The sequence below is a fragment of the Streptomyces sp. NPDC056503 genome (assembly GCF_042794995.1).
Lineage (GTDB): Bacteria > Actinomycetota > Actinomycetes > Streptomycetales > Streptomycetaceae > Streptomyces.
This window is the reverse complement of the sequence record NZ_JBHTST010000008.1, coordinates 71885-91434: the sequence shown is the minus strand read 5'-3', so window position 1 is coordinate 91434 and position 19550 is coordinate 71885. Positions and strand designations below refer to the sequence as shown.

The window sequence follows — 19550 nt, the reverse complement described above, 5'->3', positions numbered from 1 at the left end:
TTTTCACCCCGCGTGCACATCGCGCCAGTGATCACTGGCATATAAGCCCTGATCAGCGGCTTACGGCCGCCAGGGGGCCGTCACGAAGATTTTCCCGGAGCCCGGAGGCCCTCCGTGACCCCTCCGGAGTCGCTCCGGAGGGCACTCCACGGGGACGGGAGTCAGGTGCCGGGTGCCCGCCAGTGCTGGAGGACCACGTCGAACTGCTCGCGCGTGGTGTCCCAGCTGGACTCCGGCGAGGTCATGTAGATCGCGTACTCGGTGCCGTCGTCGGCGTAGTACACCCGGTCGATCGCGTGCCGGGGACCCGGGAAGTTCTGCTTCTCGGTCCAGGTGAACTCCCAGAGCGCGGACTTGACGTGGTCGCGGTAGGTGCTCTGGTTCAGCCACACCCGCTGGTAGTCCATCCGCTTCTTGAGCGTCTTCTCCAGGTCCAGGAGGTGGGCGTACGGGTTCTCGAAGTCGGGGCTGGTGTCGATGCTGATCCGGAGACGGTGGCGGCCGCGGTCCGGGGTGTAGTCGATGTTGCTGTCCTCCACCTGGCGCTTCCAGCCCTCCGGGACGATCAGGGAGAAGCCCGCCGGATCGTCGACCCGCTTCCAGCCGGCCGGGACGTCGCCCTCGGCGATCCCCTTGCCGCCGGTGGGGGTGTCGGTGGGAGTGGGGGTGGCGCCGCTGCTCACCACGGGGCCCGGTCCCTGGCCCCCGCCTCCCCCGTACTGCATGACGGCGAAGACCGCCCCGCCCGCGACGGCGGCCGCGAGCACCGCGGTGAGGACGGCGGAGCGCCAACGGCCCTTCCCGGCGGGCGCGGACGCGGACGGCCGCGGAGCCGTCCCGGGAGGCGCGGTCGGCCCGAGCGGCCCGAGCTGCGCGGGAACCCCATCGGAGGGCTGCGCCGGGGTGGGCCACTCGACGGTACGCGGGGTGCGGGCGGACGACGCGGCCGTCACGACCTCGGGGCCGGTCGCCCCGGCGGCCGTGGCCCCCGGGTCCAGGTCCATCCGCTGCGTCGGCACGTACGCCTGCGCGGTCTCCGGGCTGCGGCCCTCCATCGCGTCGAGCAGCATCCGTTCGGCCTCGTCCGCGCGCGGCCGCTGCCCCGGATCCTTGCGCAGCAGCGCCACGATGACGGAGGCGAGCGGGCCCGCGTTCGCCGGGTACGGCGGCTCCTCGCCGACGACGGCCTGCATGGTGCTGATCGGGGAGGTGCGGCGGAAGGGCGAGGTGCCCTCGACGGCCGTGTACAGGGTGGCGCCAAGCGACCAGAGGTCGGAGGCCGGGCCCGGGTCGCCGCCCCGCACCCGCTCGGGCGCCAGGTAGTCGATCGAGCCGACGAGTTCGCCGGTCCGGGTGATGGTGGAGTCGCCCTCGATCGCCGCGATGCCGAAGTCGGTGATGAGCACCCGCCCGTCGCGGGCGAGCAGGACGTTCCCGGGCTTCACGTCCCGGTGCAGCACCCCGGCCGCGTGCGCGGCCCGCAGCGCGCCGACGACGTGCAGTCCGACCCGGGCCGCCTCGCGGGGCGCGATCGTCCCGGCCTCCTTGACGGCGTCGGCGAGCGACGGACCGTCGACGAACTGCATGACGATCCAGGGCCGGTCGTCGTGTTCGAGGACGTCGTGGACGGTCACCACACCGGGGTGGGTGATCCGGGCGGCGGCCCGCGCCTCCTTCTGGGTGCGCGCGTGCAGCACCAGCCGGTCGGCCTCGGCGACGAACCGGCCCGCCGTCAGCTCCTTCACCGCCACCACCCGGTGCAGGACCTCGTCGTGCGCGCGCCAGACCTTGCCCATCCCGCCGCGTCCGATGGACTCGCCGAGCCGGTACCGTCCGGCGAGCAGCAGCCCCGCGCCTGTGCTCTGAGAGTGTTCCACTTGCCCCCGCCCCGTTGCTTCCGATGCCAGGTTACGGAGGAGGGGACGGCGGACGGAACCGCGGGGCCCGCAAAGGAACCGCACTGTGACCGCCGGCGCCGGTCCGGCCGGCCGGCCGACCGGTCGGAGAACGGGTCGGAGGACGGGTCGGAGGACGGGTTGGGCGACCGGTCGGAGGACCGGTGCGGGGGCTCGTGCGACGACCGGCTCAACGCCCCGGGCGGAAGCCCTTCACGGCCTCTTCGTAGACCTCCGAGACCTTGTCCCGGTCGCTGTCCGGGCCGATCACCTGGACGACGTGGTACCGGCCGCCGTCGATGAGCGCGAGGTTGCGGACGAAGACCTTGCGGCCCGCTCCGTCGTACCAGGTGTAGTGCCCCTCGGCGGTGGGCGTGCGACCGATGTCCACCCGCCGGGACTTCACCAGTTCGGCCCAGCTGGACTGCCGGTAGGGCTCCAGCTCCCGCTCCTTGGTGCTCTGGTACTCCAGCGGATCGGAGCCGTTGTCCCGGACGCTGTCCCGTCCCGGGACCACGATCATCGTGAAGTCGCCACCGGTGTAGCGGACTTGCCCCGCGGCGTTGACGGGGCTGCGACGCCAGTCGCGCGGCACGCCGATCCGGAAGCCCTCGGGGTCCTCGCGCAGCACGTAGCCGGAGGCCAGGGCGGGGCCGGGGGCCGACGGGGGTGCGGAGGCGGGGGTGGAGGGGGCGGAGGACCGGGGTGAAGTCGGGGTGGGGGTCGGGGTGGTGGTCGGGGGCGCCTTCGGGGGCGCGCTCGTCGCCGGGGGCGCGGTCGTCGCCGTCGGTCGGGCCTCGGCGGGCTTCTCGCCGCCTCTGGGCAGGGCGACGGCGGCGTACGCGAGGGCGGCGCCGAGCACCAGGAGGCCGACCAGCAGCAGTCGCCGGCCGAGGGAGCGCGGGGCGGCCGGCGGGCGCGGGGGCTCCGGCTCGACGTCCTCGTAGCCGTACTCGTACCCCTGCCGGGGCTCGTACGGCCCGGACTCGAACGACGCCTGGGACTCGAACGGCTCCCGGGGCGCGAACGACTCCTGGCGCCCGAACGACTCCGGGGACTCGAAGGACTCCTGGAAGCCGACCGGTTCCTCGGACGCGGAATGCGGCTCGGGTACGGATGCGGGGGTGGACGCGGGCGTCCTGCCGCCGCGGGGATCCTTGCCACGGCGGTGGCGGTGGCGGCCCGAGCCGGCCGCGGCACGGCGGCGGCGCACCAGCTCGCCCCGGCGGCGCAGGATCGGCAGCCGTCTGGCGTCGAACGGCGGCGGGGGCGCGGCCGCGAGGTCCACCTCCGGCTCCGGCGCGGAGCGGACCAGCGACCGCAGCCAGCCGCGCAGCTCCTCGAAGTCCGGCCGCTCGGTGGGGTCCTGGCGCAGCAGCGACTCCACCACCGGGCGCAGCGGGCCGCACTCCTCGGCGAAGGCGGGCGGTTCGGCGCAGACCAGCTGGACGAGCTCGGCCGCGTTGTCCTCGGGGTAGGGGGCGTGGCCCTGGACGGCCCGGTAGAGCAGCGCGCCGAGCGCCCACAGGTCGGTGGCGGGGCCGATGGGCGGGGCGAGCCGCCAGTTCTCGTGGACGGGGCCGGCCTGTTCGGGCGCCCAGCGCTCGGTGACGGCGCCGACGACCGCGATCCGGGTCTGCCGGGCCCGCTCGGCGGCAAGCCGGGTGGACGGCCCCCGGTACCGCTCCCCCGCCGGACCCGGCTGCGCGGGGACGGTGGCCCCGGCGGGCGGTCGCGGATTCCGGTGGGCGGGCTCCGGGGTGGCGGCGGTGTACCCGGCGGGCAGGGCCGGCCGACCGGAGCCGGGCAGTACGGAACCGCCCCCGGCCGGGACGGGCGGCGAGCCGTCCCGGGAGGCGTGCGGGCCGTCGGTCCAGCTGCCCTTGAGCATCAGACGGGGCGGGCGCGGGCCGCCGTACGGCCGCCCGTCCTCCTCGCCGTCGCCCTCGTCGTCCTCGTCGTCGTCCTCGTCGTCGGCCGCCCGCGCCCACCACTGCGGCGCGGGCCCGGGCCGGGTGGCCTCCGCGACGGCGGGGGCCGCCCCCGGCCGGGACTCCTGCTCGGGATCGAGGGCGGGGGCGGGGACGGGGGCGGGGCCGCTCGGGAGCTCGGGGGCCGTCTCCTGGCCGGACCGGGGCTCCGGCTCCGGCTCGGGGGTGCGCTGGACCGGGAGCGGGCCGGTGTCGCCGATGCGCGCGGCGGCGGCGCGGGTGGCCGCGCGGTAGGCGGCGATGGCCCCCGCCCGGGCCGCCCGCAGATCGGCGCTGGGCGGCACCGCCGGCGCCTCCGGCGGGCTCGCGGGGCGCGGCGCGGGCGTCGCGAGACCGTAGGGGTCGGCCCCGTACGGTACGGGCTCCGCCGCGGGCGGAAGCTCGGCGACGGCGTCCGCGGGAGCCACGTACTCACCGGTCTCGTAGACGTCGGTCTCGTGGACGTGGGTCTCGTGGACGTGGGTCTCGTGGACGTGGGTCTCGTGGACGTGGGTCTCGTGGACGTGGGTCTCGTGGACGTGGGTCTCGTACGCGTCGGGCTTGTACGCCTCGGGCCCGTACCCCTCGGTCTCGTACGTCTCCGTCCCGTGTGCCTCGGGCCGGTACGCCTGCGGCGCGTACGCCTCGGGCCCGTGAGCCTGCTCCTCGTACACCTCCGCCCCGTACACCTCCGCCCCGTACACCTCGGGCTCGTACACCTCGGGCTCGTACGTCTGCGGCTCGTACGTCTCCTCGGCGGGCGGGTCGTAGGCCTCGTCGCCGTACCGCACCGGGTCCGTGTCCGCGTACTCCTCCGCGTACTCCTCCACGGGGGCCCGGAAGGCGGGGTCGTCGGGGTCCGGGACGGGGGCGTAGCCGCAGAGGGCCTCCTCGGCGGCGCCGGCGGCGAGGCCGGTGAGGAGGACGCGCCCGTCGTCGCAGACCAGGACCGTGCGGGCGGTGATGTTGCGGTGGACCCAGCCGTGGGCGTGGAGGGCGCGCAGGGCGGTGAGGACGTCCGCGGCGATCTCGGCGGCGCGGAACGGGTTGAGCGGGCCCTCGGCGAGGAGGGCGGAGAGGGGGCGCGCGGCCACGTGCTCGCTGACTATCCACAGCGAGCCGGCCTCCGCGAAGACGTCGAAGACCTGGTCGAGTAAGGGGTGGTCGGGGATCTGGGCGGCGGCCTGGGCGGCCTCGATCGCACGGCGCACGACCGGCTCGGCCGGTCTGCGGGTGGCGCCGGCCGCGGCGTCGTACGGGTCGGCGGACACGGGTGCCTCGCCGAGGACCTCGGCGTCGACGATCTCGGGCAGCGGGACCTGACGGACCCGCACCTCCTGCCCGCTGTACGTGTCGAACGCGCGCGTCTCGACGAGGTCGACGAGTCCGGCGGAGCCGGGGGGCGGCAACGGCAGGCGGTAGCGCTCCGCGAGCACTCTTCCCGCGTACTCGTCCACGGCGCCTCCCCCTGCGCATTGGTCGTGCCCCGTCGCTCACGATACGGGGCGGCGGTCAGTCCTTGGGGCTGAACGTGGCGAACGCCGTCTCGCGCAGCGTCCGGCACTCCGCGCCGTTCCACTCCTCGGCCTTGCAGGTGATCATGATCGAGTAGCCGTGCTTGGCGTCCACCTTGAAGCCCCGGTTGAGGACGTGGACCCGCATGCCCTTCTGGGTCCGCTCGAACTCCCAGTCCGCGACGGTCGGGTAGCCCTTGTACGAGACCGAGTCGACGCCGATGTGCTTGTAGTCGCTGCTGGTGAGCCTGACCCCTCCGACGGCGGCGAGCCAGGCGGCCTTCGCGTCGTCCTTGGGGCTGGCGTTGAAGTCGACCTGGACGCGCGGGAAGCCGCCGCTCTCGCTCCATATGGCGCCCCCGCTGTAGCCGTCTATGGGCCGCATCGAGAAGGAGGAGGGCAGGGCCATGGAGAAGTGGAAGCGGTCGTTGGTGACCAGGGTGTAGCCGGCCGGGAGCGCGGCGCCGGTGCCGGTGCCGTCGCTGGGCTTGCCGGTCGGCGTGGTGCCGGTCTGGCCGGTGGAGGTGCCGGTGGAGCCGTTCGCGCCGGTGGAGCCCGTGGAACCGCCGTCGCCCGTCGAGCCGTTGGCGCCGGGCTGGGCGCCGCCCTGTTCGGTGGGGTCGCCCGACGAACCGCCCGTGCCCCCGCCGGTGCCGGAACCGGAGCCGCCGTCGCCGCCGGCGGTGGTCCCGGCCGAGGCGGTGGTGTCGCCGCCCTTGCCCTCGGAGCCCTTGTCGTCGCCGCCCAGGGAGACGGCCAGGATGGTGCCGAGCACGGCGAGGACGGCGACCGCGGCGATGATCACCAGGGTGCGGCGGGGGACGACGTCGGTGAGCGGGGCGCGGGTCGGCGCCGGCCGGGAGCCGCCCTGCGAGGGCACGGGCCGCGCCTGCGCCCCGCTCTGCTCCCTGGCCTTCTCCTTGGTCTTCTCCTTGGCGCGGTCCTTCGCCTCGGCCTTGGCCGCCGCGGCCGCGTTCCGTACGGAGGCGAGGGCGCCCCGCATCCGCTCGGCGGCGGGCTCGGGGGCCTTCTCCTGGGCGACGGCCGCGGCCTCCGGCTCCCGCTCGGGGCGGGCCGGCAGCGGAACGATCCTGGTCACCTCGGGCGAGGGCTCCGGCGCGGCCTCGGGGGCGTCGAGCACGGCGCGCAGCAGCACCCGGGCGCGGGCGTCGTCGAGCCGCTGCGCCGGGTCCTTGGCGAGGAGCCCGTAGATGACCTGCTCAAGCCCGGGACCGGCGTTCTTCGGCGGGTCGACGGGCTCGGTCATGACGGCGGTGAGGGTCGCGATCGCGGAGCCCTTGTCGTACGGCGGGCAGCCCTCGACGGCCGCGTACAGCAGACCGCCCAGCGACCACATGTCGGCGGCGGGGCCGGGCTTGTGGCCGCGGGCGCGCTCGGGCGAGATGTACGAGGGGGCGCCGACGAGCATGCCGGTGGAGGTGATGGAGGGGTCGCCCTCGACCTGGGCGATGCCGAAGTCGGTGAGGACGACGCGGCCGTCGTCGGAGATGAGGACGTTGGACGGCTTCACGTCGCGGTGCAGGATGCCCTCGCGGTGCGCGGAGCGCAGCACGTCGAGGATGGCGAGGCCGACCTCGGCGGCGCGGCGCGGGGTGAGGACGCCGTCCTCGCGCACGGCGTCGGCGAGCGACTTGCCCTCGATCAGCTCCATGACGATCCAGGGGCGGTCGTCCTCGTCGACGACGTCGTAGACGGTCACGGCGCCGTTGTTGCGGATCTTGGCGATGGCCTTGGCCTCGCGCAGGGTCCGGGTGATCAGGCGGCGCTTCTCGTCCTCGTCGATGCTGGTGGGGAAGCGGAGCTCCTTGACGGCGACGGTGCGGCCGAGGGTCTCGTCGACGGCGCGCCAGACGGTGCCCATGCCGCCACGGCCGAGGAGGGCGCCGAGCCGGTAGCGGCCGGCGAGCAGCCGGCCCTCGGTCTCGGCGGTGGTGGACGACGAACCCTTGCGGAGCCGGTCGGCCGCGGGCCGCTGCCCGTCACCGTCCCCGGCGCCGAAACCGGCCCGCCCGGTGGACGGCTCGGTCCCCGGCACCCGGTCCCGGGGCGCGGCCGTGCCCCGCTCCGGCCCGGCGCCCTCGGACGTCCCGCCCCGGGCCTCCGCGCCCCGGGCCTCCGCGTCCTGGGACTTCGTGTCCTGAGGCGCGACGTCCCCCGGCTTGGTGTCCTGGAGCTTCGCCCCCTGAGGCTTCGCGTCCTGGGGCCTGGTGTCCTGAGGCTTCCCGTCCTCGGGCTGCGCCGTGTCCCGCGACTGCTCCGACTCCGACATGCGTCCCCTCTGCGTTCCCTGATCTCCGCCGCGCCCGCCGCACTCCACACGCTGCGGCAACCCGCCCTGGAAGAGAGCCCATTGTCCCTCACCTCCGGACGGGTGGCGCCCCCGGGTCCGTACTCCGGTATGACGACGCGCCACACACGCCCCCGGGTTCCCCCTCGTCCCGGACGTACCGTCAGGCGGGACCCCCGTCAGATCGGGACGATGTCGGGCGCACCGAGCCTCGCGGCGTCCGCCGTCAGGTCGTCGGGCTGCCGCTGCGACTCGCGCTCCGCCTCGACCCGCTTCTCGTAGTGCTCGACCTCCCGCTCGATCTGGCCCTCGTCCCAGCCGAGGACCGGCGCCATCAGTCCGGCGGCCTCGCGCGCGCTGAGGGTGCCGCGGTCGAAGGTCTCGATGGAGACGCGGGTGCGGCGGGTGAGGACGTCGTCGAGGTGGCGGGCGCCCTCGTGGGAGGCCGCGTAGACGACCTCGGCGCGCAGGTAGTCGTCGGCCGCGGCGAGCGGTTCGCCGAGCGAGGGGTCCTCGGCGATCAGCGCGAGCAGTTCCTCGGCCAGCGAGCCGTAGCGGTTGAGCAGGTGCTCCACGCGGACGACGTGGAGGCCGGTGCGGGCGGCGATCCTGGCCCGCGCGTTCCACAGCGCCCGGTAGCCCTCGGCGCCGATCAGCGGGGTGTCCTCGGTGACGCAGGGGGCGACCCGCTGGTCGAGTCCGTGCACGGCCTCGTCGACGGCGTCCTTCGCCATCACCCGGTAGGTCGTGTACTTGCCGCCGGCGACGACGACGAGGCCGGGCACCGGGTGGGCGACGGTGTGCTCGCGGGAGAGCTTGCTGGTGGCGTCGGACTCGCCGGCGAGGAGCGGGCGCAGTCCGGCGTAGACCCCCTGGACGTCGTCGCGGGAGAGCGGGGTGGCGAGCACGGTGTTGACGCGTTCGAGGAGGTAGTCGATGTCGGCGCTGGAGGCGGCGGGGTGGGCCTTGTCGAGGTCCCAGTCGGTGTCGGTGGTGCCGATGATCCAGTGCCGTCCCCAGGGGATGACGAAGAGGACGGACTTCTCGGTGCGCAGGATGAGGCCGGTGGCGGAGTGGATCCGGTCCTTGGGGACGACGAGGTGGATGCCCTTGGAGGCGCGGACGTGGAACTGGCCGCGCTCGCCGATGAGGGCCTGGGTGTCGTCGGTCCACACCCCGGTGGCGTTGACGATCTGCTTGGCCCGGACGACGTACTCGCCGCCGGTCTCCACGTCCTGGACGCGGGCGCCGACGACCCGCTCGCCCTCGCGGAGGAAGCCGGTGACCCGGGCCCGGCCGGCGGCGTGCGCGCCGTAGGAGGCGGCGGTGCGGACGAGGGTGAGGACGAAGCGGGCGTCGTCCATCTGGGCGTCGTAGTACTGGAGGGCGCCGGTGAGCGCGTCCTTGCGCAGGCAGGGGGCGACGCGGAGGGCGCCCTTGCGGCTGAGGTGGCGGTGGACGGGAAGGCCCCGGCCGTGCCCGGAGGAGACGGACATGGCGTCGTACAGGGCGACGCCGGAGCCCGCGTAGACCCGCTCCCAGCCCTGGTGCCGGAGCGGATAGAGGAACGGCACCGGCTTCACCAGGTGGGGGGCGAGCCGCTCCAGGAGCAGGCCGCGCTCCTTGAGGGCCTCGCGCACCAGGGCGAAGTCGAGCATCTCCAGATAGCGCAGCCCCCCGTGGATGAGCTTGCTGGAGCGGCTGGAGGTGCCGGAGGCCCAGTCCCGGGCCTCGACGATGCCGGTGGAGAGCCCGCGCGTGACCGCGTCGAGGGCGGTGCCCGCCCCGACGACCCCGCCGCCGACCACCAGCACGTCCAGCTCGCGCTCGGCCATGGCCTCCAGAGCCGCGGTGCGCTCGGCGGGTCCCAGTGTCGCTGTCCTCACGGCTGCCGCCTCCTGTCGTCCGGTGTCGTCCTTGTGTCCCTCGTCGCTCCGGCGGCGAACCGGACCGCGGGTGGCCCGGTTCACCGTCTCGATTCTGGACCGGTCCGGTGGCTTCGGCCACCGCCCCCGCACGGACCTGTGGATAACACTCGGCGACCTTCGATCATGCAATGCCGCATATCGGTCATATTTACTCCTAGTCTGACATTGCGAACACGGTGCGTGCGCACCATGTCACGGCTACCGGGAAGGACGGCCCACCCCCCATGCCCGCAGACCTCGCCGTCATCGGCCTCGGCCACCACGGACTCCCCCTCGCCCAGGCCGCGACCGCCGCGGGCATCGCCACCGTCGGCTTCGACACCGACGCCCGCCCGGTCGCCGAACTCGCCGCGGGCCGCCCCCCGGTCGACGGCTCCCTCACCGCCTCCGAGATCCGCCGCATGCTCTCCCGCGGCTTCCGGGCCACCACCGACCCGGCCGAGCTCGGCCGGGTCCGCACCGCCGTCCTCTGCGCCCCGACCCCCCTCGGCCCCGACGGCGCCCTCGACCTCACCGCCGTCGGCGACGCCGCCCGCGCCCTCGCCGCCCGGCTCCGCCCGCACACCACCGTGGTCCTGGAGTCCCCCGTCCCGCCCGGCACCACCGAGGGCCTCCTCCGGGAACTCCTGGAGGACGGCTCGGGCCTGCGGGCCGGCCGCGACTTCCACCTCGCGTACTCCCCCGGCCGCCTCGACCCCGGCACCCGGGCGCCGGGCCCCGCCGGCACCCCGAAGGTCATCGGCGGCCTCACGCCCGCGTGCACCGAGTCCGCCGCCGCCTTCTACGGCCGCTTCACCGACAAGGTGGTACGCGCGCGTGGCCCCCGCGAGGCCGAGACGGTCAAGCTCCTGGAGACCAACTTCCGGCACGTGAACATCGCCCTCGTCAACGAGATGGCGGTGCTCTGCCACGAACTCGGCGTCGACCTGTGGGACGTCATCCGCTGCGCCGAGACCAAGCCCTTCGGCTTCCAGGCCTTCCGCCCCGGCCCCGGCGTCGGCGGCCACGGCGCCCCCGTCGAGCACCTCGGCCCCCACGGCCCGCTCCGCCTCGTCGAACTCGCCGGCCAGGTCAACCAGCGGATGCCGCGGTACGTCGTCCAGCGCGCCGCCACGCTCCTCAACGAGCACGGCAAGTCCGCCCGGGGCGCCCGGATCCTGCTGCTCGGCATCACGTACAAGCCCGACCTCGCCGACCGCGAGGGCTCCCCCGCCGACGAGATCGCCGGCCGGCTCATGGACCTCGGCGCGACGGTGAGCTTCCACGACCCGCACGTCCCCGACTGGCGGGTGCGGGACCTGCCGGTCCCCCGCGCCGACTCGCTCTACGAGGCCGCCGCGCACGCCGATCTGACGGTCCTCCTCCAGCACCACCGGGTCTACGACCTCCAGGGCCTCGCGGTGAAGGCCCAGCTCCTCCTCGACACCCGCGGCGCCACCCCCGCGGGCACCGCGCACCGCCTCTGACCCCCACGAACCGAACGAAAAGATCCGGCCATGTCCCACCCCTCACGTAACGGGTGGGCCACTGTCGGAGCGGACTGCTAGTCTCCGGCCCTCTCGATCGCACACTCGTGCGTCATCCATCCAGGGGGACCCCGATGAGCCAGCCCGCACCTCCGCCCGGCAACCCGTTCGCCCAGGGCGCGCCCCAGCAGCCCGACGGCCAGAACCCGTACGCGCAGAACCCGGCCGGCCAGAACCCGGCCGGGCAGAACCCGTACGGCCAGGCCCCCGACGGCCAGAACCCGTTCGGCGCCTACCCGCCGGCCCCCGCGCCCCGTCGCGGGAACCTCGGCCTCGGCATCGTCGCCGCCGTCGTCGCCGCGCTGGTCACCGCCGGCATCTACGGCGCCGTCATGGGCGGCATCGAGCGGGAGATCGGCTGGGCCGCCATCGGCGTCGGCTTCGTCATCGGCCTCGCCGCCGGCAAGGTCGGCGGCAGCAACCCGGTGCTGCCCGTGGTCAGCGCCGTCCTCTCCCTCGGCGCCGTCTACGTCGGCCAGCTCGTCGGCATCGCGATCGTCGTCGCCAAGGAGCTGAACGTCTCGGCCACGGACATCATCTTCGAGGAGTTCGGCCTGCTGACGCAGGCGTGGAGCGAGAGCAAGGACGCGATGACCTTCCTCTTCCTCGCGATCGCCGCCTTCGCCGCCTTCTCCGGCGCGAAGAAGGCCGCCTCCTGAACCCGGCCGCGGGTACGCGAGAGGGCCCCGCACCGGTCGGTGCGGGGCCCTCTCGCGTACCTCCGGGAACCGGCGGCGTCAGCGGCGGTGCTGCGAGTCCGCGACGGTGACCTCGACGCGCTGGAACTCCTTGAGCTCGCTGTAGCCCGTGGTGGCCATCGCGCGGCGCAGGGCGCCGAAGAAGTTCATCGAACCGTCCGGGGTGTGCGACGGACCGGCGAGGATCTCCTCGGTGGTGCCGACGATGCCCAGGTCGACCAGCTTGCCGCGCGGCACGTCCTCGTGGACGGCCTCCATGCCCCAGTGGTGGCCCTTGCCCGGCGCGTCGGTGCCGCGCGCCAGCGGGGAGCCGATCATCACCGCGTCGGCGCCGCAGGCGATCGCCTTCGGGAGGTCGCCGGACCAGCCCACGCCGCCGTCGGCGATGACGTGCACGTACCGGCCGCCGGACTCGTCCATGTAGTCGCGGCGGGCCGCGGCCACGTCGGCGACGGCGGTCGCCATCGGGACCTGGATGCCCAGGACGTTGCGGGTGGTGTGCGCGGCGCCGCCGCCGAAGCCGACCAGGACGCCCGCGGCGCCGGTCCGCATCAGGTGCAGGGCGGCGGTGTACGTGGCGCAGCCGCCGACGATGACCGGGACGTCCAGCTCGTAGATGAACTGCTTCAGGTTCAGCGGCTCGGCGGCGCCGGAGACGTGCTCGGCGGAGACCGTGGTGCCGCGGATGACGAAGATGTCGACGCCCGCGTCGACGACCGCCTTGGAGAACTGCGCGGTGCGCTGCGGGGAGAGCGCGGCGGCGGTGACGACACCGGAGTCGCGCACCTCCTTGATGCGCTGCCCGATCAGCTCCTCCTTGATCGGAGCGGCGTAGATCTCCTGCAGACGGCGGGTGGCGGTGGCCTCGTCCAGCTCGGCGATCTCGTCGAGCAGCGGCTGCGGGTCCTCGTACCGGGTCCACAGGCCTTCGAGGTTCAGGACGCCGAGGCCGCCCAGCTCGCCGATGCGGATGGCGGTCTGCGGCGACACGACCGAGTCCATGGGAGCGGCCAGGAACGGCAGCTCGAAGCGGTAGGCGTCGATCTGCCAGGCGATCGAGACCTCCTTCGGGTCCCGGGTGCGCCGGCTCGGGACGACGGCGATGTCGTCGAACGCGTACGCCCTGCGGCCGCGCTTGCCGCGCCCGATCTCGATCTCAGTCACGATGTGTGGCCTTTCCCTCTACGTCTGCGCCTACCAGTATCCCCGACACAAGCGTGGGGGGCGGCTCCGGCCACATGCCGGAACCGCCCCCACGCGTCGCGCTGTGTTACTTCCTGCTGTAGTTCGGCGCCTCGACCGTCATCTGGATGTCGTGCGGGTGGCTCTCCTTGAGGCCCGCCGAGGTGATCCGGACGAAGCGGCCGTTCTCCTGGAGCTCCGGGACGGTGCGGCCGCCGACGTAGAACATCGACTGGCGCAGACCGCCGACCAGCTGGTGCACCACGGAGGCGAGCGGGCCGCGGTACGGCACCTGGCCCTCGATGCCCTCGGGGATCAGCGCGTCGTCGGAGGCGACGCCCTCCTGGAAGTAGCGGTCCTTGGAGAAGGACTTGCGGTCGCCACGGGTCTGCATGGCGCCGAGCGAGCCCATGCCGCGGTACGACTTGAACTGCTTGCCGTTGATGAAGAGCAGCTCGCCCGGGGACTCCTCGCAGCCCGCGAGCAGCGAGCCGAGCATCACGGTGTCGGCGCCCGCCACGAGCGCCTTGGCGATGTCACCCGAGTACTGCAGGCCGCCGTCGCCGATGACCGGGACGCCGGCCGCCTTGGCGGCGAGGGAGGCCTCGTAGATGGCGGTGACCTGCGGGACGCCGACGCCGGCGACCACACGGGTGGTGCAGATGGAGCCGGGGCCCACGCCGACCTTGATGCCGTCGACACCGGAGTCGATCAGCGCCTGGGCGCCGTCGCGGGTGGCGACGTTGCCGCCGATGACGTCCACCGGGGCGTTCGACTTGATCTTGGCGATCATGTCGCCGACCAGCTTGGAGTGGCCGTGCGCGGTGTCGACGACGATGAAGTCGACGCCGGCCTCGATGAGGGCCTGGGCGCGCTCGAAGGAGTCGCCGGCGACGCCGACGGCCGCGCCGACGAGCAGACGGCCGTTGGAGTCCTTGGCGGCGTTCGGGTACTTCTCGGCCTTGACGAAGTCCTTGACCGTGATGAGGCCCTTGAGCAGGCCCGCCTCGTCGACCAGCGGAAGCTTCTCGATCTTGTGGCGGCGCAGCAGGTCCATGGCGTCGACGCCGGAGATGCCGACGTGGCCGGTGACGAGCGGCATGGGGGTCATGACCTCGCGCACCTGGCGGCTGCGGTCCGACTCGAAGGCCATGTCGCGGTTGGTGACGATGCCGAGCAGCTTGCCCGCCGGGTCGGTCACCGGGACGCCGCTGATGCGGAACTTGGCGCAGATCGCGTCGGCCTCGGCGAGCGTGGCGTCCGGGTGCACGGTGATCGGGTCGGTCACCATGCCGGACTCGGAACGCTTCACCAGGTCGACCTGGTTCGCCTGGTCGGCGATGGAGAGGTTGCGGTGCAGTACACCGACACCACCCTGTCGGGCCATGGCGATCGCCATGCGCGACTCGGTGACCTTGTCCATCGCGGCGGAGAGCAGCGGGATGTTCACCCGCACGTTCTTCGAGATGTACGAGGCGGTGTCGATCTGGTCGGGCGCCATGTCGGACGCGCCGGGCAGCAGCAGCACGTCGTCGTAGGTCAGCCCGAGTGTCGCGAATTTACCGGGCACTCCGTCGACGTTGGCAGTCATGACACCTTCCCAAATGGCCTTGATCGGTGCGGGATGTCCATGCTAACGGGCCGGAGCGGTGTCTCATTCCACGATCAAGATCAGCGAGAAGCTTTGTGCTTTCGTACGTGGACGAAAGGGACGACAGGGCCCGGTGAGGCTTACTGCTCGGCCAGGGCCCGCAGTCGGCTGAGGGCCCGGTGCTGGGCGACCCGGACGGCGCCCGGGGACATGCCGAGCATCTGGCCGGTCTCCTCGGCGGTCAGCCCGACGGCCACCCGCAGGACGAGGAGCTCGCGCTGGTTCTCCGGGAGGTTGGCGAGGAGCTTCTTGGCCCATTCGGCGTCGTCGCTGAGGAGGGCGCGCTCCTCGGGTCCGAGGGAGTCGTCCGGCCGCTCGGGCATCTCGTCGGAGGGCACCGCGGTGGAGCCGGGGTGGCGCATGGCGGCCCGCTGGAGGTCGGCGACCTTGTGTCCGGCGATGGCGAAGACGAAGGCCTCGAAGGGGCGGCCGGTGTCCTTGTAGCGCGGCAGGGCCATCAGGACGGCGACGCAGACCTCCTGCGCGAGGTCCTCGACGAAGTGGCGGGCGTCACCGGGCAGCCGGTTGAGCCGGGTGCGGCAGTAGCGCAGCGCGAGCGGGTGGACGCGCGCCAGCAGGTCATGGGTGGCCTGCGCGTCCCCTTCGACGGCACGGTGGACGAGCGCACCGATCTCCCCCTGCCCGGCAGGCATGGGGGAACCCATGGTCTCGTCGTCGCGCATCGCTCCATGGTGCCTTGACGCCTGCTCGTCCGTGGCACCCTGTCCGTAGTTGTGCACCGAAGCGTTATGAGCAGGTGCGCCTGGATTCATCTCTGGCGCCCTCCCCTTCCGCTCGATCGACTCGTCCCCGAGGAACTCCACACCTCAAGGATGCGGCATCGGACGGGGAAGTGACACAGGCCCGCCCCGTCCGCCCCTCGGCGGACGGGGGTACGGACGGGGAGACGGCCGGTGCGCGGTGATTCAGCGGACCAGGCCCCACCGGAATCCGAGCGCGACGGCGTGCGCCCGGTCGGAGGCGCCGAGCTTCTTGAAGAGGCGTCGGGCGTGGGTCTTGACGGTGTCCTCGGAGAGGAAGAGCTCGCGCCCGATCTCCGCGTTGGACCGGCCGTGGCTCATGCCTTCGAGGACCTGGATCTCGCGCGCGGTGAGGGTGGGCGCGGCGCCCATCTCGGCCGAACGGAGCCGGCGCGGGGCGAGCCGCCAGGTGGGGTCGGCGAGCGCCTGGGTGACGGTGGCCCGCAGCTCGGCGCGCGAGGCGTCCTTGTGCAGGTAGCCGCGGGCGCCCGCGGCGACCGCGAGGGCCACGCCGTCGAGGTCCTCGGCGACCGTGAGCATGATGATCCGGGCGCCGGGGTCGGCGGAGAGCAGCCGGCGGACGGTTTCCACACCGCCGAGGCCGGGCATGCGCACGTCCATCAGGATGAGGTCCGAGCGGTCCGCGCCCCAGCGGCGGAGGACTTCCTCGCCGTTGGCCGCGGTGGTCACGCGCTCCACGCCGGGCACGGTCGCGACCGCGCGGCGAAGAGCCTCTCGGGCAAGCGGGGAGTCGTCGCAGACGAGAACGGAGGTCATGACTGACCTCCGCGGCTCTCGCAGCTGATGCGCGTCACCTTGAGCCTCCAGGGCTGGTACGTATCGTCACCTGTGCGGTTGAGCTCCCGGACACCTGCCCGATCGCTTGTTCATTCAACCGCCTCGCACTCTCAACGATGGTCACTCGAAAGAGTTACGGGTCGGACGGGACCTTCGGCACTCCTTGTGAGGGGCCGTGCACGGAGAAGAGCGTCGCAGGTCGTTCTGTCCATCACCAGAAGCTATGCCCCATTTAGCGGGTTTTCTTCCCTTTTCGTGGTGTCTGTGGCTAGATTCGCAATGAGTCATATTTACATCTACTTCGACAGTAGTCGGACACATCCGGCGCGCCGGGGTCCGAGGAGCCCCGGACCGACAGCCAACTCCCGCCCACCCACCAACCCGTTTCGACACGGTTTCAAGGGGACTAGCGCAATGGCAGATTTCTCCCGGCTTCCCGGACCCAACGCCGATCTGTGGGACTGGCAACTGCTCGCGGCCTGCCGCGGGGTCGACAGCTCCCTGTTCTTCCACCCCGAGGGAGAGCGCGGCGCGGCACGGAGTGCGCGTGAGAACTCGGCGAAAGAGGTCTGCATGCGGTGCCCGGTCCGCGCGCAGTGCGCGGCACACGCACTCGCCGTGCGGGAGCCCTACGGCGTATGGGGCGGCCTCACCGAGGACGAACGCGAAGAACTCATGGGCCGAGCGCGCAACCGCCTGATCACGGCGGCTCCGGCGTCCGCCGGTCGATCGATCATGGGACATGCATGAAGGAACGTTTCCCCTCATGAGCTGAGACCCCAGAGGCCGGGCCCCCGGGAGCCCGGCGGGCGCTACGCGCGCGTGGCGGCGCGGGTCAGCTCGTCGAGGGTGGCCGCGACCGCCGGGACCTGGGCCAGGTCCGGCAGGGTCAGCGCCACGATCTCCCGCTCCACGGCGGGCTCGACGGCGACGGTCCGCGCCCCCTTGGGCCGTACGGACTCGATGGCCAGCTCGGGCAGGACGGCCACGCCGAGCCCCGCGCCGACCAGCCCCACCACCGCCGGGTAGTCGTCGGTGGCGAAGTCGATGCGCGGGGCGAAGCCGGCCTCCTCGCAGACGTCGACGAGCTGGCGGCGGCAGCGGGGGCAGCCCGCGATCCAGGAGTCCCCGGCCAGCTCGGCGATGGAGACCGAGCCGGCGTCCGCGAGCGGGTGCGTCTCGGGGACCAGGCCGACGAGCCGGTCGGCGAGGAGCGGACGGACCACCAGGTCGTCCCATTCGCCGGGCGCGTGGCCCGCTCCGTACCGGAAGGCGAGGGCGATGTCGCAGTCGCCCTCGCGGAGCATCTCGACGGAGCGCGGCGGTTCGGCCTCGACGAGGGAGACCCGGGTGCCGGGGTGGGCGGCGCGGAGGGCGGCGAGGGCGGTGGGGACGAGGGTGGAGCTGCCGCTGGGGAAGGAGACCAGCCGGACGCGACCGGCCCGGAGGCCCGCGATGGCGGCGACCTCCTCCTCGGCGGCGGTGAGTCCGGCGAGGATGCCGACGGCGTGCCGGACGAGGACCTCGCCGGCCTGGGTGAGGCGCATCTCGCGGCCGGTGCGGATGAGCAGCGGGGTGCCGGCCGAGGTCTCCAGGGCCTTCATCTGCTGGCTGACGGCGGGCTGGGTGCAGCCCAGTTCGCGTGCGGCGGCGGAGAAGGAGCCGGTGGCGGCGACGGCGCGCAGGACGCGGAGGTGGCGTGCCTCGATCATGGGTCGAGCATAAGCGACTCTTGGGTCCGGCCGCGAATATTCGATCAAATCTTTGAGGTAGTGGGGTGGGGGGCCGCTTACGCTGCCCGTATGACCTTGTTGAGCGTGAACGCGGGCCGGGCCAAGGCCGTCGACTACACCGACTCCGCCTCCGGAAGGACGGGCATCGACAAGCGGCCCGTCGACGGGCCCGTACGGATCGAGTCGCCCGGGGCCACCGGCGTCGGGGCGAGCGGGGTGGCCGGGGACGACGTGTGCGACCTGCGCTTCCACGGGGGCGCCGACCGTGCCGTGTACGCCTTCGCCCGCGAGGACCTGGACCGCTGGGAGCGGGAGCTGGGCCGGCAGCTGGCGAACGGCGCCTTCGGCGAGAACCTGACGACGAGCGGCCTGGACGTGAACGGGGCGCTGATCGGCGAGCACTGGCGGATCGGCGAGGACGTGGTGGTCGAGGTCACCGGCGGCCGGATCCCCTGCCGCACCTTCCAGGGGCATCTGGAGGAGCAGGGCGTCGACGCCCAGGGCTGGGTGCGGCGGTTCACCCAGGCGGAGGCCGGTCCCGGCGCGCTGCTGCGGGTGATCGAGCCGGGCGAGGTGCGGGCCGGCGACCCGGTCACGGTGGTGAGCCGGCCGGACCACGCCGTCACCGTCGCCTTCCTGCACCGCGCGGCGACCACCGAGCGGGGACTGCTGCCCGAGACGCTGGTGGCCGCCGAGTGGATGGAGTCCGGGCTGCTGGCGCTCGCCCGCCAGTACGCGGACAAGTACAGCGGCTGAACCGCGGCCGTACGGGATCCCGGGGGCGCGCTCCCGGGCACTACGGTTCCGGTATGACGACTGCACTGATCACGGGAGCCACCGCCGGCATCGGAGCCGCCTTCGCGCGCAGACTGGCGGCCGACGGGCACGACGTCGTCCTGGTGGCACGGGACCTGACGCGCCTTCGGGAGCAGGCCACCGAGCTGCACGACCGGCACGGGGTGGAGGCCGAGGTACTGGCCGCGGACCTCTCCGAGGAGAAGGGGATCGCCTCGGTCGAGGCCCGGCTCTCCGACCCGCGCCGCCCGGTCGACCTGCTGGTGAACAACGCGGGCTTCGGCAACAAGGGCCGCTTCCTCGACGTGTCGATGGCCGACGAGCTGCGGATGCTGACCGTGCACTGCGAGGCGGTGCTCCGGCTGACCTCGGCCGCGGCCGCCGCGATGAAGGAGCGCGGGCGGGGCGGGGTGGTGAACGTGGCCTCGGTCGCCGCCTTCGTGCCGCGCGGCACCTACGGCGCCTCGAAGGCGTGGGTCGTGCAGTTCACCCAGGGCGCGGCCCGGGACCTCGCGGGCAGCGGGGTGCGGCTCATGGCGCTCTGCCCCGGCTTCGTGCGCACCGAGTTCCACGAGCGGGCCGGGATGGGGACGGAGAACATCCCCGGCTGGATGTGGCTGGACGCGGACAAGCTGGTGGCGGCGGCCCTGTCGGACCTGGCGCGGGGGAAGACCCTGTCGATCCCGGACCCGCGCTACAAGGCCCTGATGGGTGTGGTGAAGCTGGCGCCGCGCTCGCTGCTCGGCGGGGTGTCGTCGAAGGCCGGGCGTAAGTACGGACCTCAGTAGGGA

Annotated in this window: 14 protein-coding genes; 5 read left to right on the top strand and 9 right to left on the bottom strand. The window is 73.4% G+C overall.

Annotated features, from left to right (window positions below):
- Positions 1-161: 161 nt before the first annotated feature.
- From ACFQ8C_RS04440 to ACFQ8C_RS04425, 4 genes are all read right to left on the bottom strand, one after another.
- Entirely contained in the window at positions 162-1877 is a 1716-nt protein-coding gene (locus ACFQ8C_RS04440) for a protein kinase (RefSeq protein ID WP_383452146.1), read from the bottom strand.
- A 208-nt stretch (positions 1878-2085) separates the two neighbouring features.
- Positions 2086-5322 carry a protein kinase gene (locus tag ACFQ8C_RS04435; RefSeq protein ID WP_383452143.1) on the bottom strand — a complete coding sequence of 1079 codons (3237 nt, stop codon included), beginning with the start codon at positions 5320-5322 and terminating at the stop codon, positions 2086-2088.
- 55 nt (positions 5323-5377) lie between these two features.
- Positions 5378-7669: a protein kinase gene (locus tag ACFQ8C_RS04430; protein WP_383452141.1), complete on the bottom strand. Its 2292-nt coding sequence runs from the start codon at positions 7667-7669 to the stop codon at positions 5378-5380.
- A 197-nt stretch (positions 7670-7866) separates the two neighbouring features.
- A complete protein-coding gene (locus ACFQ8C_RS04425; RefSeq protein WP_383452139.1) occupies positions 7867-9573 on the bottom strand; it encodes a glycerol-3-phosphate dehydrogenase/oxidase in 1707 nt (568 codons plus the stop codon).
- 266 nt (positions 9574-9839) lie between these two features.
- Here ACFQ8C_RS04425 and ACFQ8C_RS04420 point away from each other — a divergent pair, with 266 nt between their 5' ends.
- Together ACFQ8C_RS04420 and ACFQ8C_RS04415 are read left to right on the top strand one after the other, a co-directional pair.
- The gene (locus ACFQ8C_RS04420) at positions 9840-11081 is read left to right on the top strand and encodes a nucleotide sugar dehydrogenase (RefSeq protein WP_383452137.1); all 1242 of its coding nucleotides are present in this window, start codon (positions 9840-9842) and stop codon (positions 11079-11081) included.
- A 134-nt stretch (positions 11082-11215) separates the two neighbouring features.
- Entirely contained in the window at positions 11216-11800 is a 585-nt protein-coding gene (locus tag ACFQ8C_RS04415; RefSeq protein ID WP_383452135.1) for a hypothetical protein, read from the top strand.
- Positions 11801-11878: 78 nt separating this feature from the next.
- Here the strand turns inward: ACFQ8C_RS04415 and ACFQ8C_RS04410 are convergent, their stop codons facing one another.
- The 4 genes from ACFQ8C_RS04410 to ACFQ8C_RS04395 all read right to left on the bottom strand — a co-directional run bounded on the left by ACFQ8C_RS04410 (position 11879) and on the right by ACFQ8C_RS04395 (position 16210).
- Positions 11879-13003, bottom strand: coding sequence for a GuaB3 family IMP dehydrogenase-related protein (locus ACFQ8C_RS04410; protein WP_383452133.1), 1125 nt, complete (start codon positions 13001-13003; stop codon positions 11879-11881).
- Positions 13004-13109: 106 nt separating this feature from the next.
- On the bottom strand, positions 13110-14612 hold the full coding sequence (gene guaB, locus ACFQ8C_RS04405) for an IMP dehydrogenase (RefSeq protein ID WP_383452131.1): 1503 nt from the start codon (positions 14610-14612) through the stop codon (positions 13110-13112).
- Between the two features lie 140 nt (positions 14613-14752).
- The gene (locus ACFQ8C_RS04400; RefSeq protein WP_030750140.1) at positions 14753-15355 is read right to left on the bottom strand and encodes a sigma-70 family RNA polymerase sigma factor; all 603 of its coding nucleotides are present in this window, start codon (positions 15353-15355) and stop codon (positions 14753-14755) included.
- 243 nt (positions 15356-15598) lie between these two features.
- Positions 15599-16210, bottom strand: a complete 612-nt coding sequence (locus ACFQ8C_RS04395; RefSeq protein ID WP_003948568.1) for a response regulator transcription factor — start codon at positions 16208-16210, stop codon at positions 15599-15601.
- Between the two features lie 435 nt (positions 16211-16645).
- Here ACFQ8C_RS04395 and ACFQ8C_RS04390 point away from each other — a divergent pair, with 435 nt between their 5' ends.
- Positions 16646-16981: a WhiB family transcriptional regulator gene (locus tag ACFQ8C_RS04390; protein WP_383452129.1), complete on the top strand. Its 336-nt coding sequence runs from the start codon at positions 16646-16648 to the stop codon at positions 16979-16981.
- Between the two features lie 62 nt (positions 16982-17043).
- On the opposite strand, the gene ACFQ8C_RS04385 is transcribed toward ACFQ8C_RS04390, so the two are convergent.
- Entirely contained in the window at positions 17044-17943 is a 900-nt protein-coding gene (locus ACFQ8C_RS04385; protein WP_383452127.1) for a LysR family transcriptional regulator, read from the bottom strand.
- A 90-nt stretch (positions 17944-18033) separates the two neighbouring features.
- Between ACFQ8C_RS04385 and ACFQ8C_RS04380 the strand changes: the two genes are divergently transcribed.
- Positions 18034-18720 carry an MOSC domain-containing protein gene (locus tag ACFQ8C_RS04380; RefSeq protein ID WP_383452125.1) on the top strand — a complete coding sequence of 229 codons (687 nt, stop codon included), beginning with the start codon at positions 18034-18036 and terminating at the stop codon, positions 18718-18720.
- 53 nt (positions 18721-18773) lie between these two features.
- Positions 18774-19547: an SDR family NAD(P)-dependent oxidoreductase gene (locus tag ACFQ8C_RS04375; protein WP_383452123.1), complete on the top strand. Its 774-nt coding sequence runs from the start codon at positions 18774-18776 to the stop codon at positions 19545-19547.
- The last annotated feature ends 3 nt before the right edge of the window (positions 19548-19550 follow it).

Excerpts from the sequence above, each read along its gene's own strand:
- guaB (WP_383452131.1), bottom strand. The coding sequence starts at position 14,612 with ATGACTGCCAACGTCGACGGAGTGCCCGGTAAATTCGCGACACTCGGG.
- ACFQ8C_RS04420 (WP_383452137.1), top strand. The coding sequence starts at position 9,840 with ATGCCCGCAGACCTCGCCGTCATCGGCCTCGGCCACCACGGACTCCCC.
- ACFQ8C_RS04380 (WP_383452125.1), top strand. The coding sequence starts at position 18,034 with ATGACCTTGTTGAGCGTGAACGCGGGCCGGGCCAAGGCCGTCGACTAC.
- ACFQ8C_RS04385 (WP_383452127.1), bottom strand. The coding sequence starts at position 17,943 with ATGATCGAGGCACGCCACCTCCGCGTCCTGCGCGCCGTCGCCGCCACC.
- ACFQ8C_RS04395 (WP_003948568.1), bottom strand. The coding sequence starts at position 16,210 with ATGACCTCCGTTCTCGTCTGCGACGACTCCCCGCTTGCCCGAGAGGCT.
- ACFQ8C_RS04375 (WP_383452123.1), top strand. The coding sequence starts at position 18,774 with ATGACGACTGCACTGATCACGGGAGCCACCGCCGGCATCGGAGCCGCC.
- ACFQ8C_RS04390 (WP_383452129.1), top strand. The coding sequence starts at position 16,646 with ATGGCAGATTTCTCCCGGCTTCCCGGACCCAACGCCGATCTGTGGGAC.
- ACFQ8C_RS04430 (WP_383452141.1), bottom strand. The coding sequence starts at position 7,669 with ATGTCGGAGTCGGAGCAGTCGCGGGACACGGCGCAGCCCGAGGACGGG.
- ACFQ8C_RS04400 (WP_030750140.1), bottom strand. The coding sequence starts at position 15,355 with ATGCGCGACGACGAGACCATGGGTTCCCCCATGCCTGCCGGGCAGGGG.
- ACFQ8C_RS04415 (WP_383452135.1), top strand. The coding sequence starts at position 11,216 with ATGAGCCAGCCCGCACCTCCGCCCGGCAACCCGTTCGCCCAGGGCGCG.